At 73.4% G+C, this 14592-nt stretch carries 12 protein-coding genes; 7 read left to right on the top strand and 5 right to left on the bottom strand.

The genetic code is table 11. The annotated features are described in order from the left end of the window. Window positions 1-120: 120 nt before the first annotated feature. A complete protein-coding gene (gene fxsT, locus ACIBCA_RS24590; RefSeq protein ID WP_396285132.1) occupies window positions 121-3804 on the bottom strand; it encodes an FxSxx-COOH system tetratricopeptide repeat protein in 3684 nt (1227 codons plus the stop codon). A gap of 110 nt (window positions 3805-3914) precedes the next feature. Next, complete coding sequence (locus ACIBCA_RS24585; protein WP_396285131.1) at window positions 3915-4445, bottom strand: hypothetical protein; 531 nt, start codon at window positions 4443-4445, stop codon at window positions 3915-3917. A gap of 149 nt (window positions 4446-4594) precedes the next feature. On the opposite strand from ACIBCA_RS24585, the gene ACIBCA_RS24580 reads away from it, so the two are divergent. From ACIBCA_RS24580 to ACIBCA_RS24570, 3 genes are all read left to right on the top strand, one after another. Continuing rightward, complete coding sequence (locus tag ACIBCA_RS24580) at window positions 4595-5200, top strand: HAD family hydrolase (RefSeq protein WP_396285130.1); 606 nt, start codon at window positions 4595-4597, stop codon at window positions 5198-5200. Window positions 5201-5295: 95 nt separating this feature from the next. Further along, window positions 5296-6000 carry a VIT family protein gene (locus tag ACIBCA_RS24575; RefSeq protein WP_031074511.1) on the top strand — a complete coding sequence of 235 codons (705 nt, stop codon included), beginning with the start codon at window positions 5296-5298 and terminating at the stop codon, window positions 5998-6000. A gap of 96 nt (window positions 6001-6096) precedes the next feature. Then, the gene (locus ACIBCA_RS24570) at window positions 6097-8625 is read left to right on the top strand and encodes an ATP-dependent Clp protease ATP-binding subunit (RefSeq protein ID WP_396285282.1); all 2529 of its coding nucleotides are present in this window, start codon (window positions 6097-6099) and stop codon (window positions 8623-8625) included. Between the two features lie 51 nt (window positions 8626-8676). On the opposite strand, the gene ACIBCA_RS24565 is transcribed toward ACIBCA_RS24570, so the two are convergent. The 3 genes from ACIBCA_RS24565 to ACIBCA_RS24555 form a co-directional block, all read right to left on the bottom strand. After that, window positions 8677-9546, bottom strand: coding sequence for a metallophosphoesterase family protein (locus tag ACIBCA_RS24565; protein WP_396285129.1), 870 nt, complete (start codon window positions 9544-9546; stop codon window positions 8677-8679). A 111-nt stretch (window positions 9547-9657) separates the two neighbouring features. Beyond that, entirely contained in the window at window positions 9658-9948 is a 291-nt protein-coding gene (locus ACIBCA_RS24560) for a DUF4190 domain-containing protein (RefSeq protein ID WP_396285128.1), read from the bottom strand. A 67-nt stretch (window positions 9949-10015) separates the two neighbouring features. Continuing rightward, on the bottom strand, window positions 10016-10171 hold the full coding sequence (locus ACIBCA_RS24555) for a hypothetical protein (protein ID WP_396285127.1): 156 nt from the start codon (window positions 10169-10171) through the stop codon (window positions 10016-10018). Between the two features lie 136 nt (window positions 10172-10307). On the opposite strand from ACIBCA_RS24555, the gene ACIBCA_RS24550 reads away from it, so the two are divergent. From ACIBCA_RS24550 to ACIBCA_RS24535, 4 genes are all read left to right on the top strand, one after another. Beyond that, complete coding sequence (locus ACIBCA_RS24550) at window positions 10308-10991, top strand: TetR family transcriptional regulator (RefSeq protein ID WP_396285126.1); 684 nt, start codon at window positions 10308-10310, stop codon at window positions 10989-10991. A 119-nt stretch (window positions 10992-11110) separates the two neighbouring features. Further along, the gene (locus tag ACIBCA_RS24545) at window positions 11111-11959 is read left to right on the top strand and encodes a serine protease (RefSeq protein WP_396285125.1); all 849 of its coding nucleotides are present in this window, start codon (window positions 11111-11113) and stop codon (window positions 11957-11959) included. A gap of 165 nt (window positions 11960-12124) precedes the next feature. Continuing rightward, window positions 12125-12973: a serine protease gene (locus tag ACIBCA_RS24540; protein ID WP_396285124.1), complete on the top strand. Its 849-nt coding sequence runs from the start codon at window positions 12125-12127 to the stop codon at window positions 12971-12973. Window positions 12974-13088: 115 nt separating this feature from the next. Continuing rightward, on the top strand, window positions 13089-14522 hold the full coding sequence (locus ACIBCA_RS24535) for a S28 family serine protease (protein WP_396285281.1): 1434 nt from the start codon (window positions 13089-13091) through the stop codon (window positions 14520-14522). The last annotated feature ends 70 nt before the right edge of the window (window positions 14523-14592 follow it).

Below are 14592 nucleotides of genomic sequence, written 5' to 3'. Positions count from 1 at the left end.
TTCGGCTTTCGCTGACTTCGTGTCACCTTAGGCCGGAGGAATGCGAATCGGTCGGGAACGGAGAATTCGGGCGGGCCGGGATTCTCGGACGGGCCGGGATTCTCGGACGGGCTGGGATTCTCAGACGGGCTGGGATTCGAGGTCGCGGTCGATCGGGCGGTGGGCGCGGGCGGTGAGGGTGTCGGGGTGGTCGGGGCCCAGGCACCGGGTGAGGTCGGCGAGGGCGCGGGTGTGCAGCGCGGACGCGTCGTCGGGGTGGCCGAGGGCGTGGAGGGTGAGGGCGAGGTTGGCGGTGCAGACGAGGGCGTCGGGGTGGTCGGGGCCGTAGCGGGTGTGCAGGGCGGTGGCGGCCTGGCGTTGCAGGGCGAGGGCGTCGCTGTGGCGGCCGACGTCGTTGTGGGCGTTGGCGAGGTTGATCATCGCCTTGAGGGTGAGCGGGTGCCCGGCGCCGACGCGTTCGCGCAGGGCGGTGACCACCTCCTCGCCGCGTTCGACGGCCTCCCGGGCCTCGCCGCTGGTGCGCAGGTAGAGGGCGAGGTTGGCGGCGCACAGGAGGGAGAAGGGGTGGTCGGGGCCGAAGAGGCGGTGGTGGGCCGCCTGCACCCGGACGGTGAGGGCGCGGGCGGCCTCGTTGTCCCCGGCGGCGCTGTGGTCGGCGGCGAGGTTGATCGCGCAGATCAGGGTGTCGGGCGCGTGGTCGCCGTAGCGGCGCAGGAGCCGCTCGTACGTGACGGCGTTGGTGGCGCGGGCCTCCTCCAGCCGGCCGACGCGGCGCAGGGAGACGGCGAGGGAGGAGGCGTTGCGCAGGTTCTCGGGCAGTTCCGGGTCCTGGATGCCGTCGAAGCCCTCGCCGGACTCCCGCAGGAGCTCGATCGAGGTGGGGAAGTCGCCGAGGTCCCTGAGGTCCCTGGCCACGCAGTACTTGGTGACGAGCGTCCACGGGTGCAGCGGGCCGAGGACGGCGATGCGCCCCTCCAGGGTGGTCCGGTCGAGGTCGAGGGCGGCCCGGCTGTCCCCGACGAGCCGGTAGTCGATGGCCAGGTTGTGGCCCATGGCGAGGGTGCGGTCGTTGCGGTCGCCGAAGAGCCGCCGGAACCGGCCGTAGGTGTCGAGGTCCAGGGCGAGCGCGTCCTCGAAGCGGCCGAGGCAGCGGAGGTCGGCGGCGAGGGAGCCGGCCGTCATCAGGGTGTGCCGGTGGTGCTCGCCGAGGACGGCCCGCTGGCCGGCGAGCACGGCCTCGTCCAGGGCCAGGGCTTCGCCGTGACGGCCCAGGGAGCGCAGGATGTTGGCGCGCTGGAAGCGCAGCCGCAGGTGCTGCGGGTCGTCCTCGCCGAGCCGTCCGGCCCAGACGGGCAGCAGCGTGGAGCTGAGCTCGTCGCCGTGGCGGTGGTCGCCGCGGCGCCACAGGTAGCGCACCCGGTCGATCATCAGCTGGCGGGGCTCGGGGAGGTCGCAGGTCTCGACGCCGGAGGCGCCCAGGTGCGGCCAGATCTCCTCGACGACCGGCCAGGCGGCGGGGCCGGCGTCGTCGCCGTCGGCGGGCCGGGCCCCGGCCAGGACGAGGTGGACGTCGTGCCGGGCGGCGCGCTGTTCGGCCTCCGTCATCTCGGAGCGGATGACGGCCTGGACGAGCCGGTGCAGCTGGACGGTCCGGCGGGCGGCGTCGACCCGGGCGAGCGAGTAGCGGCCGATCGCCCGGATCGCCTCGGCGACGGCGAGCAGGCCGTCGATGCGCTCGTCGTAGCGGGCGAGTGCCTCGATCATCGGCTCGTTGTAGAGCAGCCGCATCGCGATGGGCTCGGGGGCGAAGAACGCGCACAGCTGCAGCAGCCTGGCCGCCGCCGGGGCCTCGGTGCGCAGCCGGGTGATGGAGACGCTCCAGGTGGTGGCGACGGAGGCCGGGTGCCCGATGGGGCGGTCCAGGAGCAGGACCCGGGAGGCGGCGATGCGCAGCTGCACCAGGTAGTCGTCGACGGGCATGCCGGTGGCGTTCAGCCAGGCGGCGGCGACCTCGACGGCGAGCGGGAGGTCGCCGAGCTCGTCCGCGACGCGGTCGGCGTCCAGGGCGGTCAGGCTCGGGGCGCGCCGGCACAGGTGCTCGACGCTCTCCCGGCGGGTGAACACGTCCACCGCGAAGGCTTCGGCCATCGAGGTCCAGCCGGGGTTGCGGGAGGTGACCAGGACGTGCCCGGAGCCGCCGGGCAGGAAGGGCTCGATGTCGGCGGGCGCGTCGGCGTTGTCGAAGACCAGCAGCCAGCGCTCGGCCGGGTCCCCGCGCCGCAGGGCCGCGAGGGCGGCGTCGGAGGCCTCCGTGACGGAGTCCCCGACGGGCAGCCGCAGTTCGCGGGCGACGTTGGCCAGCGCGGCGGGGATCAGCTCGGGCTGCTCGGCGTCGATCCACCAGATCAGGTCGTACTCGGCCTTGAACCGGTGCGCGTACTCCAGCGCGATCTGGGTCTTGCCGATCCCGCCGAGCCCGACGAGGCTCTGCGAGCTGGGCACGACGGCGGCCACGCCGCCGCCGAGCCGGCGGTGCAGGTGGTCCAGGACCTCGCGCCGGCCGGTGAAGGCGGGGTAGCGCAGCGGGACCTTGAAGTGCGCGGCGCCCGAGCCGGGCCAGCGCAGTCCGGTGAGGTCGGGCGGGTGCGGGGCGCCGCCGAGGGCGTCGAGCAGCGCGGCGGCGGCGCGGGCGCCGTCCGGGCCGGTCAGGGGGACGCCCGGGTGCTCGCGGTGGGCGGCGAGCGGGGAGACGCCGTCGATCCTCGCCACCACCACGAGGCCGGTGGCGGGGGCGAGGGCGGGCCTGGGCGAGCGCAGGGAGGCGGGGGAGACGAGCAGGACGGTCCGGTCCGGGGCCCCGCCGTGGGGGCCGCCGGTGCTGGTGTCGGGTGCGTCGGAGGGCTCGGCGACGGTGCGGAGCCCCGCCCGGGTCAGGACGGCGTCCACCCAGCGGGCCCAGACCACGTCCTCGGGCGCGTACCGCAGCGCGACGGCGGTACCGGCCGCGCTCGGCGGCGCGCACAGCGGGCAGTCGGAGGCGGAAGGGCGGCCCGGGTGGCCCCTGAGCGCCCGGCCTGCCGGGCCGAGGCGCAGCCCGTACGGGTGCGGCGGCGGCGCGGCGGCCAGGTCGACCAGCCGGTCGGCGAGCGCGCTCAGCCGCCCGGGGTGGCCCTCCTCGCCCTCGGCGAGGGTGCCCAACTCCGCCGCGGGGGCGTGGAGATCGTGGACGGCGAGGCGGTCGCCCAGGAAGCCGAGGGCCTCGGCGGCGGTGAAGTGGCCCACCGGCACGTGGCTCTGGCGGCGCATGCGCAGCCGCTGGGAACCGCTGCGGGTGGTGACGAGCACCCGGCCGGTGGCGGAGGGGGCCGGGCGCAGTTCGGCGAGGTCCCCGGCGGAGGTCAGGCCGTCGAAGACCACCATCCAGCGGCGGTCGGTGGTGTTGAGCCAGGCCAGCAGGCGGTCGGGCGCCTCCTCGGCGGGGGCGTGCTCGCCCAGGCGCCCGACCGCGAGGGCGTAGGCGCGCAGGATGGCGGCCCGGCTGGAGGCGTCGATCCACAGGACGAGGTCCAACTCGCCCGCTTGCAGGGCGAGATGGACGTGGTGGGCGGCCGCCTGCGTCTTGCCGGTGCCGGCCGGGCCGCTCAGCAGGGCCGAACCGCCCTGCCCCAGGCGCCCGTCCACGGACGGGCGGTGGCGGTAGCAGTCGGCGGGCGCGGGGACGGTGCCGAGCTGGACGGGACGGCCGGAGGCCGTGGGCGCGGCGAGTCCGTGCAGGTGGAGGCTGCCGACGCTGCCCGCGACCACGCCGCCGTCGACGGAGATGTCCCCGCCGGGGCTGACGGTGTGGCCCGGGGAGGTACCGGAATGCGCCTGGCCCGCCGGTCCGGCGGGGTCGTGCTCGTCTCCGGAACCGGTCAGCGCGGGGCCGGCCCCGGCGGCGTAGGGCGGTCGGTGCCCGCGCGGTCGTCGTCCGGGCGCCCGCCGCCCCCGATCGTGACGTCGCCCTCGATGCTTCCGGCGATCACACCGCGCTCGTTGTGGATGTTCCCCCCGGCGGCCACACCGCCGTGGTCGGCCCGCACCCCGGGGGAGGGCTGCCCGCCCGTCTCCGTCTCCGCGAGCATCGCCTTCAACTCGCGGACGGCGGCGTCCTGTTCCTCCGCCGGGAGGTCCTCCAGGAAGTCCTGCAGCCTGGTCCTCCACCGGTCCTGCCAGTGCCCGTCGGCGGCGGCCCGGTCCTCGGCGGCGGCCAGCTCCCGGCCGGTCTCCTCCAGCCGCTCCCGCGTGGCCCGCTCGGCCCGGTCCTCCTGCTCGGCCCCCGCCCGCCCCCGGCGCCACAGCCGGGCCACCCGCTCCCGTACGGCCGACCACAGGTCCGTCCCGGCGGCCTGGACGATCCCCGTCGCCGTGGCCGCAGCCAGCGCGCTCAGTTCCTCGGGCAGCATTCCCGGCTCCCTCCTGTCATGTTCGGTGGGTCCTCGCTCCCGGAGTGACGGTTCATCAACTGCCATGGTTCCCACGACGGTGGCCGTCTCGAACATCCGCCCGCCACCCCGACGCCGCGCGGGCCCCGCGGTGGTGGTACGAAGGGGCGGTGACCAGGGAATTCGATGCGGTGCTGTGTGACGTGGACGGCGTGATCCGGTTCTTCGACGGGACGGGGGTGGCGGAGCTGGAGCGGGAGGCGGGCCTGCCCGAGGGCAGCACGGCGGCGGCCGGGTTCGCGCCCGAGGTCGACCTGCCGCTCCTGCTGGGGCGGATCACCAAGGCGCAGTGGGTGGACTCCATCGCGCGCGGCCTGGAACCGGGCGTGGACGGCGAGCGGGCGCGGCGGCTGGCCCGGGCGTTCGCCGACTCGCCGTTCCGGGCGGACGCGGCCGTGGTGGACCTGCTGCGCCGGGCACGGGAGCACGGCCCGGTGGTGCTGGTCACCAATGCCACGCGCTGGCTGGACGAGGACCTGGCGCTGATGGGCCTGACCGACCTCGCGGACGCCGTGGTGAACAGCTCGGAGGTGGGCTGCGCCAAGCCCGACCGGCGGATCTACGAGCTCGCCGCCGAACGCGCAGGCGTCCCGGCGCAGCGCTGCCTGTTCGTCGACGACCGCGAGGAGAACGTCGAGGCCGCCCGCGCCCTCGGCATGACCGGCCTGCTGTACCGCGAGCCGGAGGACCTGCAAAGGGCGCTCGGTATGAACTAGCCCGATCGGGCCTGCCCCCCGCGGCAGTCCGGCTGGCGGCCGTGAGGCCCTCGGGCGAGGATCGGGAGGATCCGGCCGACCCCGAGGAGCGCGCGATGGCCGAGCGGACGGGGGAGTCCCGGGCGCAGCTGGCGTCGCGGCTGAACTGGCTGCGGGCGGCCGTGCTGGGCGCCAACGACGGTGTGGTGTCGACCGCGGGCATCGTGACGGGCGTGGCCGGCGCCGCGGGCTCGCGTACCGCGCTGCTGGCGGCGGGGGTGGCCGGGCTGCTGGCCGGGGCGATGTCGATGGCCGCGGGCGAGTACGTCTCCGTCAGTACCCAGCGGGACACCGAGCGGGCCGCGCTGGCCAAGGAGCGGCGTGAGCTGGCGGAGGACCCGGAGGGGGAGCTCGACGAGCTGACCGACTACTACCGGGGCAGTGGCCTGGGCGATCCGCTGGCCCGCGAGGTCGCCGTGGCGCTCACCGAGCGGGACGCGCTCGCCGCCCACGCGCAGAGCGAACTCGGCATCGACCCACAGGCGTTGACCAACCCCTGGGAGGCGGCCCTGGCCAGCGCCGCCGCGTTCACCCTGGGCGCGGTGGTGCCCCTGCTGGCGGTGCTGCTGCCGCCCGAGTCGTGGCGGCTGCCCGCGACGGTGGCCGCCGTGGTCGCCGCGCTGACCCTCTCCGGCTGGGCCAGCGCCCGTCTGGGCGGCGCGGGCGCGGGGCGGGCGGTGCTGCGCAACGTCCTGGGCGGGCTGCTGGCGATGGCCGTCACGTACAGCGGCGGCGTGCTGCTGGACAGCCTCACGGGCTGAGCCCGGGGTGGGTCGACCGCCCGCTCGACAGGCGGCCGCCACGGCCCTGTGTTTGTGTGGCAGCAAACCGCTTGGGAGAGGTGAATCGCCGTGACCATGCCCCCGTTCGGATCGAACGATCCGTTCTCCGACCTGCTCAGCCGGTTCTTCGGGATGAGCCCGATGGCCTCCCCGCCCGCCGTGCAGAGGGTGCCGATCGGGCGGCTGCTCAGCGAGTCCTCGCAGGAACTGCTGGCGCTGGCCGCGCAGCGCGCCGCCGAGGACGGCACCAACGACCTGGACACCGCCCACCTGGCCTGGGCGGCCACCCGGGTGGAGCCCTCGCGCCGGATGCTGGAGCGCGCGGGCATCGACCCGGACCAGCTCGGCGGAGACCTCGAGCAGGCCCTGCCGACCGGCCCGGGCGAGGTGGAGGGGCAGCCCGCCCTCACCCCGGCGGCCAAGCGCGCCCTGCTGGCCGCCCACGCCCGCTCCCAGGCCGCCGGCGCCTCGTACATCGGCCCCGAGCACCTCCTCGGCGCGCTGCTGGACCAGGAGCGCTCCGGCGGCGGCGCCGCGCTGCGCAACGCGGCGCCCTCGCAGGAGGCGCTGAAGACGGTGCTGGACGGCCGGGGCGTCGGCGGGGAGCGCAGCAGCACGGGCGCGCGCCCGAGCGAGACCCCGACCCTGGACGAGTACGGCCGCGACCTCACCGAGGAGGCGCGTTCGGGCCGGCTGGACCCGGTGGTCGGCCGGGCCGAGGAGATCGAGCAGACCGTCGAGATCCTCTCCCGCCGCACCAAGAACAACCCGGTGCTGATCGGCGAGCCCGGCGTCGGCAAGACCGCGATCGTCGAGGGCCTGGCGCAGCGCATCGTCTCCGGGGACGTGCCGCAGAGCCTCAAGGACAAGCGGGTCGTCTCCCTCGACCTCACCGCGCTGGTCGCCGGCTCCAAGTACCGGGGCGAGTTCGAGGAGCGGCTCAAGAACGTGATCGACGAGGTCACCGCCGCCGAGAAGAGCGTGATCCTCTTCCTGGACGAGCTGCACACCGTGGTCGGCGCGGGCGGTGGCGGCGAGGGCTCGATGGACGCCGGGAACATCCTCAAACCCGCCCTGGCCCGGGGCGAGTTGAGCGTGGTCGGCGCGACCACCCTGGACGAGTACCGCAGGCACGTGGAGAAGGACGCCGCGCTGGAGCGCCGCTTCCAGCCGGTGCTGGTGCCCGAGCCGAGCGTGGAGGAGACCATCGAGATCCTCCAGGGCCTGCGCGACGCGTACGAGGCGCACCACCAAGTCCGTTTCAGTGACGAGGCGTTGGACGCCGCAGCGACGCTCTCCGACCGCTACGTCAGCGACCGCTTCCTGCCCGACAAGGCGATCGACCTGCTCGACCAGGCCGGCGCCCGGGTGCGGCTGCGCAGCCTGAGCGGCTCCACCGAGGCGAGCGGCGTCCACGACCGCATCACCAAGCTCAAGCGCGAGCTGGACGAGGCCGTCGCCGACGAGGAGTTCGTCCGCGCCGCCAACCTCAAGACCGAACTACGGCAGACCGAGGACGAGTTGGCGGCCATCGCCGAGTCCCGCGAGGAGGTCGTGGACGTCACCGCGGACGACATCGCCCAGGTGCTCTCCTCCCGGACGGGCATCCCCGTCGCGGAGCTGAACGCGACGGAGAAGGAGCGGCTGCTCAACCTGGAGGCCCACCTGCACGAGAAGGTGATCGGCCAGGACGAGGCCGTGACCGCCGTCGCCCAGGCCGTGCGCCGGGGCCGCGCCGGCATGGGGGACCCGGACCGCCCGACCGGATCCTTCCTCTTCCTCGGCCCGACCGGCGTCGGCAAGACCGAACTCGCCAAGGCCCTGGCCGCGTTGCTCTTCGGCGACCCGGACCGGATGATCCGCTTCGACATGAGCGAGTTCCAGGAGAAGCACACCGTCTCCCGGCTGGTCGGCTCCCCGCCCGGCTACGTCGGCTACGAGGAGGCCGGGCAGCTCACCGAGGCCGTGCGCCGCAAGCCGTACAGCGTGCTGCTCTTCGACGAGGTGGAGAAGGCGCACCCGGACGTCTTCAACCTGCTGCTCCAGGTGCTGGACGACGGGCGGCTGACCGACTCCCAGGGGCGTACGGTCGACTTCCGCAACACTGTGGTGATCATGACCAGCAACATCGGCTCGCAGCGCATCCTCGACCGCGTGGGGAACGTGGACGCCCGGAGCGGAGCTCCTGATGAAGCACTGCGCGACGACCTGATGCGGGACCTGCGCCTGCAGTTCCGGCCCGAGTTCCTCAACCGGATCGACGAGGTGATCGTCTTCCACGGCCTCACCCGCAAGGACCTGCTCTCCGTCGTCGACCTGCTGCTGGAGCGCAGCCGGCGCCGGCTGCGCGCCCAGGGCGTGGAACTGGAGGTCACCGAGGCGGCCAAGGAGCTCCTCGTCAACCGCGGCTACCAGCCGGAGTTCGGCGCCCGGCCGCTGCGCCGCACGATCCAGTCGGAGCTGGACAACCGGATCTCCAACCTGCTGCTGGACGGCACCGTCCGCGCGGGCGACACCCTGATCGCGGACGTGAGCGACGGCGAGCTGACCGTCACCCTGGCCCGGCCCGAGCCCTCGGCGAGCTTCGAGGAGGCGAACGCCTGAGCCCGTGAGGTCGCGCACCCCCCGCCGTCATCGGCGGGGGGTGCGGTCGTGTCAGGCCCCCGGGAAGACCTCGCGCAGCAGCGGATCGGGCAGCCCGCGCTTGCGCCACTCGCGCGGGTAGCCGAGGGAGACCTCCTCGAAGGGCACCCCGTCGTAGACCGTCCGGCGCGGGATGTGCAGATGGCCGTAGATCATCGTGGCGACGGGGAAGCGCAGGTGCCAGTCGGCGGTCAGCTCGGTGCCGCACCACTGGGCGAACTCCGGGTACCAGAGGATCTCGGTGGGGGTGCGCACCAGCGGGTAGTGGTTGACCAGCACCAGGGGGACGGACGGGTCGCAGGCCGCGAGGCGCTCCTCGGTGAGGCGGACGCGCTCGCGGCACCAGGAGTCCCGGTCGGGGTACGGGTCGGGGTGGAGCATCCGCTCGTCCGCGCAGACGATGCCGCTCTCGTACGCGGCGGCCAGCGACTCCTCCTTGGTGGTGGTGCCGGGCGCGCGGAAGGAGTAGTCGTACAGCAGGAACAGCGGCGCGACGCGCACGGGCCCGCCGGGGCCGGTCCACACCGGGTACGGGTCCTCCGGGGTGAGGACGCCCAGGCGGCGGCAGAGCTCCACCAGGTGCTCGTAGCGGGCGACCCCGCGCAGCTGTACGGCGTCCTCGGGGTGGGTCCACAGCTCGTGGTTGCCGGGCGCCCAGATGACGCGGGCGAAGCGCTCGGCGAGCAGGCCCAGGGCCCATTCGATGCTGGCGGAGTGCTCGGCGACGTCCCCGGCGACGATCAGCCAGTCATCGGGGTGGCCGGGCTGGAGCTTCTCGACCAGGTCGCGGTTCTCCTGGTACGAGATGTGCAGGTCGCTCACCGCGAGCAGCCGCCCGCCGCCGTCCGCCGGCGTGGTGTCTCTGTGGTGCTCGGTCGTCACTGCCGCCCCCTGTGGTCACCAGGCTCTCTCACCGCCACCCTACGACGCGTACGGTTCGCGGGCGTGAACTCCGATGAAGCGGTGGGCCCTTAGGAGCCGCCTAGGAGCCGCCTAGGAGCCGAAGTCCATCAGCACGCCGTGCGAGGTGAGGGTGGTGACGGCCAGGATCGCCAGGGAGGCGACGCCGAGCGCCAGCCCGAGCGCGGCCCGGGCGCGTCGGCGGGTGCCGCGGACGAGGGCGAGGGTGCCCAGGGTGATGGCGAGCGGGCCCAGGACGATGTTGAACAGGAGCAGCCCGGGCAGGCCGAGCAGGAAGGAGGCGACGGCCAGGCCGTCGGCCTCGGCGGCGTCGGGGCGGGCCTGGGGTGCGGTGACGCTGTGGGGTGCGGTGACGGTGCTCATGGCGGGAGTCCTCTCGGCGGCGGGCTGAGTGGCTGCGGGCTGAGTGGCGGCGGGCTCGGCTGCGGGCTCAGTGGCGGCGCAGGCGGGCGATGCCCTCGCGGGCGCCGAAGGCGAGCAGCCAGGCGGTGATGGCGGCGGAGGCGGTGAGGAAGACCGGGAGCGAGGTGTGCGCGGCGGCGCCGATCAGGACGCCCATGGCGACGAGGGCGGAGAACAGGATCACGGCTGACTCCTCCGGGGGTGCCGGTGCCGATCCGGCGGTCGGTGGCCGCCGGTTTCGGTTGACAAGTGTTCACTGAGTTCGGTCCTCACTGTACGCCCGCTGGCGAAGTTCGGCAAACGACTGTTTACTGAATGGCGTGAGTCACACCGTGGGGGCCAGGCAGGCCCAGAAGCAGCAGAGCCGCCGCGCCCTGATGGACGCGGGCCTGCACCTGCTGGCCGATCAGAACCTGGCGAGCCTGGGCGTGCGCGAGGTCACCCGCGAGGCCGGGCTCTCCCCGGCCGCCTTCTACCGCCACTTCCCCGACCTGGCCGCGCTCGGCGTCGCCCTGGTCGAGGAGTCGCTGGCCAGCCTGCACGGGATGATCCGCTCGGTGCTCGCCGAGTCCGGCGGCGCCGAGGAGATGATCGACCGCGCGGTGACGGTCATCGAGCGGCACGTGCGCGAACACCGCCCGCACGTACGGTTCCTGGCGCGCGAGCGGCACGGCGGCGTACGGCAGGTGCGCGAGGCCATCGACGCCGAGCTCGGCCGGTTCGCCGCCGAGGTCGGTGAGGCGCTGGCGCTGCAGCCGGCCCTGCCGGGCTGGGGTGCGCCGGAGTTGAGGATGCTCGCCGAGCTGTACGTGGACCACATGGTGTCCACGGCCGCCGCCTTCCTGGAGGCGCTTGAGGCGTCGGAAGCGTCGGAAGTGCCGGAAGCGTCGGAGGCGCCGGAGGTGCCGGGGTCGGATCCCGGGAGGGTCGAGCGGATCGCCGCCACCGCCCGGATGCAGTTGCGCCTGATCAGCCTCGGTCGGCGCCACTGGCAGGGGAGTTGAGGGGTTCCGGTTCGTACCGGAGGCGGTTCGGCGGGGTGGTGTCCGGGGTGAGCCTCGACTCTTGACAGTGGGTCATGTCCGCGACAAGTTTGGTGGACCCCCACACCGAGAGGTCTCTCATGAAGAAGCCGCTCATCGGCACCATCGCCGCGCTCGCCCTCGCCGGAGGAACCGCCCTGGTGGGCGCCGCCCCCGCCCAGGCCCAGCCCGCCCCCGCTCACGCCGACCCCGTCGACGCCGTCACCTTCGCCGGAACGGTGGCGCTGAGCAACTGCTCCGGCTCGGTCGTCCGGATGCCGAACTCCGCCCCGACCGACCCGGCCCTGGTGCTCTCCAACGGCCACTGCCTGGAGTCCGGCATGCCCGGCCCCGGGCAGGTCGTCACCAACCAGCCCTCCAGCCGGACGTTCACCCTGCTCAGTCCGGACGGCGGCGACCTCGCGACCCTGACGGCGACCCAGGTCGTCTACAGCGCGATGACCGACACCGACGTGACGATCTACCAGCTGGACACCGACTACGCCACCATCCAGGCGCAGTACGGCATAGCGCCGCTGACCGTCGCCGACACCCACCCCGCCCAGGGAGCCGACATCCGCGTCGTCTCCGGGTACTGGAAGCGGATCTACTCCTGCTCGGTCGACGGCTTCGCCTACCGGCTCAACGAGGCGGACTGGACCTTCAAGGACTCCGTCCGCTACACCTCCGGCTGCAACGTCATCGGCGGCACCTCCGGCTCCCCGGTGGTCGACGCCTCGACGGGCCTGCTGGTCGCCGTGAACAACACCATCAACGAGAGCGGCGAGAGCTGCACCCTCAACAACCCGTGCGAGGTCGACCAGTCCGGCAACGTGACGGTGCATCCGGGCATCGGCTACGCCCAGGAGACGTACCTCATCCCGGCCTGCTTCGGCCCGGGCAACCAGCTGGACCTGACGTTGCCCGACTGCGCCCTGCCCCGCTCGTGAACCCGGAGGCGCCGGCGGCGGGAAACCTGCCGCTGACCGGCGCCTTCGCGCGTGCGGGCCACCCGCCGTCCGGCGGGAGCGGTGTCCAGGTCATGTGGTGACCCTTGACACCGGGTCATGTCCGCGACAGTTTTGGCGGACCCCCACGACACCGAGAGGTCTCTCATGAAGAAGCCGCTCATAGGCACGCTCGCCGCGCTCGCCCTCGCCGGAGGCACCGCCCTGGTGGGCGCCGCCCCCGCCCAGGCCCAGCCCGCCCCCGCCGGTGCCGCCCCGCTCGGCTCCGTCTCCTTCGCCGGAACGGTGGCGCTGAGCAACTGCTCCGGCTCGGTCGTCCGGATGCCGAACTCCACCCCGACCGACCCCGCCCTGGTGCTCTCCAACGGCCACTGCCTGGAGTCCGGCATGCCCGGCCCCGGGCAGGTCGTCACCAACCAGGCCTCCAGCCGGACCTTCAGCCTCCTCGGCTCCAGCGGCGGCAAGCTCGCCACGCTGCGCGCCACCAAGGTGGTCTACGGCGCCATGACCGACACCGACGTGTCGATCTACCAGCTGAACACCACCTACGCCGCGATCAAGTCCAAGTACGGCATCTCCGCGCTGACCATCGCCGACACCCACCCCGTCCGGGGCGCCGACATCCGGGTCGTGTCCGGGTACTGGAAGAAGATCTACTCCTGCTCGGTCGACGGCTTCGCCTACCGGCTCAAGGAGGCGGACTGGACCTTCAAGGACTCCGTCCGCTACACCTCCGGCTGCAACGTCATCGGCGGCACCTCCGGCTCGCCCGTGGTCGACGCCTCGACCGGCCAGGTCGTCGCGGTCAACAACACGATCAACGAGAGCGGCGAGAGCTGCACCCTCGACAACCCGTGCGAGGTCGACCAGTCCGGCAACGTGACGGTGCGCCAGGGCATCGGCTACGCCCAGGAGACCTACGGCATCCCCGCCTGCTTCGGCCCCGGCAACCGGCTCGACCTGACGCGCGCCGGCTGCGTCCTGCCCCGCCCGTAGGGCCGTTGACACCACCTGTCATGTCCGTTGACCCGATGGAGAGTTGATGAGCACCAAGTCGATAGCCAGGTTCCGAGGTCTGCTGGTCACCGCCGCGCTGACCCCGGTCCTGGTGATGGGCGGAGGTCTGGCGGGCCCCGCGCTGGCCGCGGACGGCGGTGCGGCCGCGGCCGCCCACGGCCACAGCCCCGCCGACGACCCGAACGCCGACATCAAGGACCGCCTCGCGGCGATCCCCGGCGTGACGATCACGGAGGAGAAGCCGACCACCACCGGCCACCGCTTCTTCGTCGCCACCTACACCCAGCCGATCGACCACTTCCGCCCTTGGCTGGGCACCTTCCAGCAGCGGTTCACCCTCCTGCACCGCGGCTACGACCGCCCGACCGTCTTCTACACCAACGGCTACACCCTGGGCACCAACCCGTCCCGCACCGAGCCCACCCGGCTGGTGGACGGCAACCAGGTCTCCATCGAGTACCGCTACTTCACCCCCTCGCGCCCCGAGCCGGCCGACTGGACCAAGGCGGGCATCCGCCAGCAGGCCGCCGACTCCCACCAGCTGGTCACCGCCCTCAAGCGGATCTACGACCAGGAGTGGCTCTCCACCGGCGCCAGCAAGGGCGGCATGTCCTCCACCTACTACCGCCGGTTCTACCCGGACGACATGGCCGGCACCGTCGCCTACGTCGCGCCGAACAACACGAACATCGACGACTACTCCGCCTACAGCAAGTTCTTCCAGACCGTCGGCACCCCCGAGTGCCGCAACCGCCTCTCGGCCGCCCAGCGCGAACTGCTGGTGCGCCGCGACCACATGGAGACCCGCTTCGACGCGGCCAACAAGGCGGCCGGCTCCACCTTCACCACCGTCGGCAGCGCGGACCGCGCCTACGAGGGCGGCGTGCTGGACACCGTCTGGGCGTTCTGGCAGTACAGCCTGGAGGCCGACTGCGCCAAGGTCCCGGTCGCGGCCACCGCGACCGACGACGAGCTGTTCGCCTGGTACGACGCCCAGGTGGGCGCCACCGGCAACAGCGACCAGGGCCTGGCGAAGTACACCGCGTACTACTACCAGGCGGCCACCGAGCTGGGGCAGCCGTTCTTCGACGTCTCGAACCTCAAGGACCTGCTGCACTACGACTACAAGGAGCTGTACTCCGCCCGGACCTACATCTCCAAGGACGTCAACGTCCCCGGCTTCAACCCGTACGCGATGCGCGACATCGACCGCTGGGTGAAGCGCGACGGCGAGCGGATCATCTACGTCTACGGCGGCAACGACCCGTGGGGCGCCAAGCCGTTCCGGCCGGACGAGGAGAACGACAGCTACGTCTACACCGTGCCCGGCGGCAACCACGGCTCCAACATCGGCAAGCTGCCCGCCGCCGAGTCGGCCGAGGCGACCGCCAAGGTGCTGGAGTGGGCCGGCCTCGGTGAGCAGGCCCCCGCGGCCCGCTCGCTGACCAAGTCCCCGCAGCTGATCCCGGCGTTCGGCCCGCTCGACGTCGAGGGCCAGAAGCTGGAGCAGGAGCACCGCCCGCTGTAACGCGCGGCGTTTCGCCGTTTCGCCACCACAGGAGGCCACCCCCGCGCGGGGGTGGCCTCCTCGCGTTCCC

The organism is Kitasatospora sp. NPDC051170 (assembly GCF_044455705.1).
Taxonomy (GTDB): domain Bacteria; phylum Actinomycetota; class Actinomycetes; order Streptomycetales; family Streptomycetaceae; genus Kitasatospora.
Note: the sequence above shows the minus strand (reverse complement) of the source record. Positions and strands in the feature narration are given on the sequence as shown.

Coding starts and splice junctions, on each gene's coding strand:
- ACIBCA_RS24535 (WP_396285281.1), top strand. CDS start 13,089: ATGGGCGGAGGTCTGGCGGGCCCCGCGCTGGCCGCGGACGGCGGTGCG.
- ACIBCA_RS24540 (WP_396285124.1), top strand. CDS start 12,125: ATGAAGAAGCCGCTCATAGGCACGCTCGCCGCGCTCGCCCTCGCCGGA.
- ACIBCA_RS24545 (WP_396285125.1), top strand. CDS start 11,111: ATGAAGAAGCCGCTCATCGGCACCATCGCCGCGCTCGCCCTCGCCGGA.
- ACIBCA_RS24585 (WP_396285131.1), bottom strand. CDS start 4,445: ATGCTGCCCGAGGAACTGAGCGCGCTGGCTGCGGCCACGGCGACGGGG.
- ACIBCA_RS24575 (WP_031074511.1), top strand. CDS start 5,296: ATGGCCGAGCGGACGGGGGAGTCCCGGGCGCAGCTGGCGTCGCGGCTG.
- ACIBCA_RS24560 (WP_396285128.1), bottom strand. CDS start 9,948: ATGAGCACCGTCACCGCACCCCACAGCGTCACCGCACCCCAGGCCCGC.
- ACIBCA_RS24570 (WP_396285282.1), top strand. CDS start 6,097: ATGCCCCCGTTCGGATCGAACGATCCGTTCTCCGACCTGCTCAGCCGG.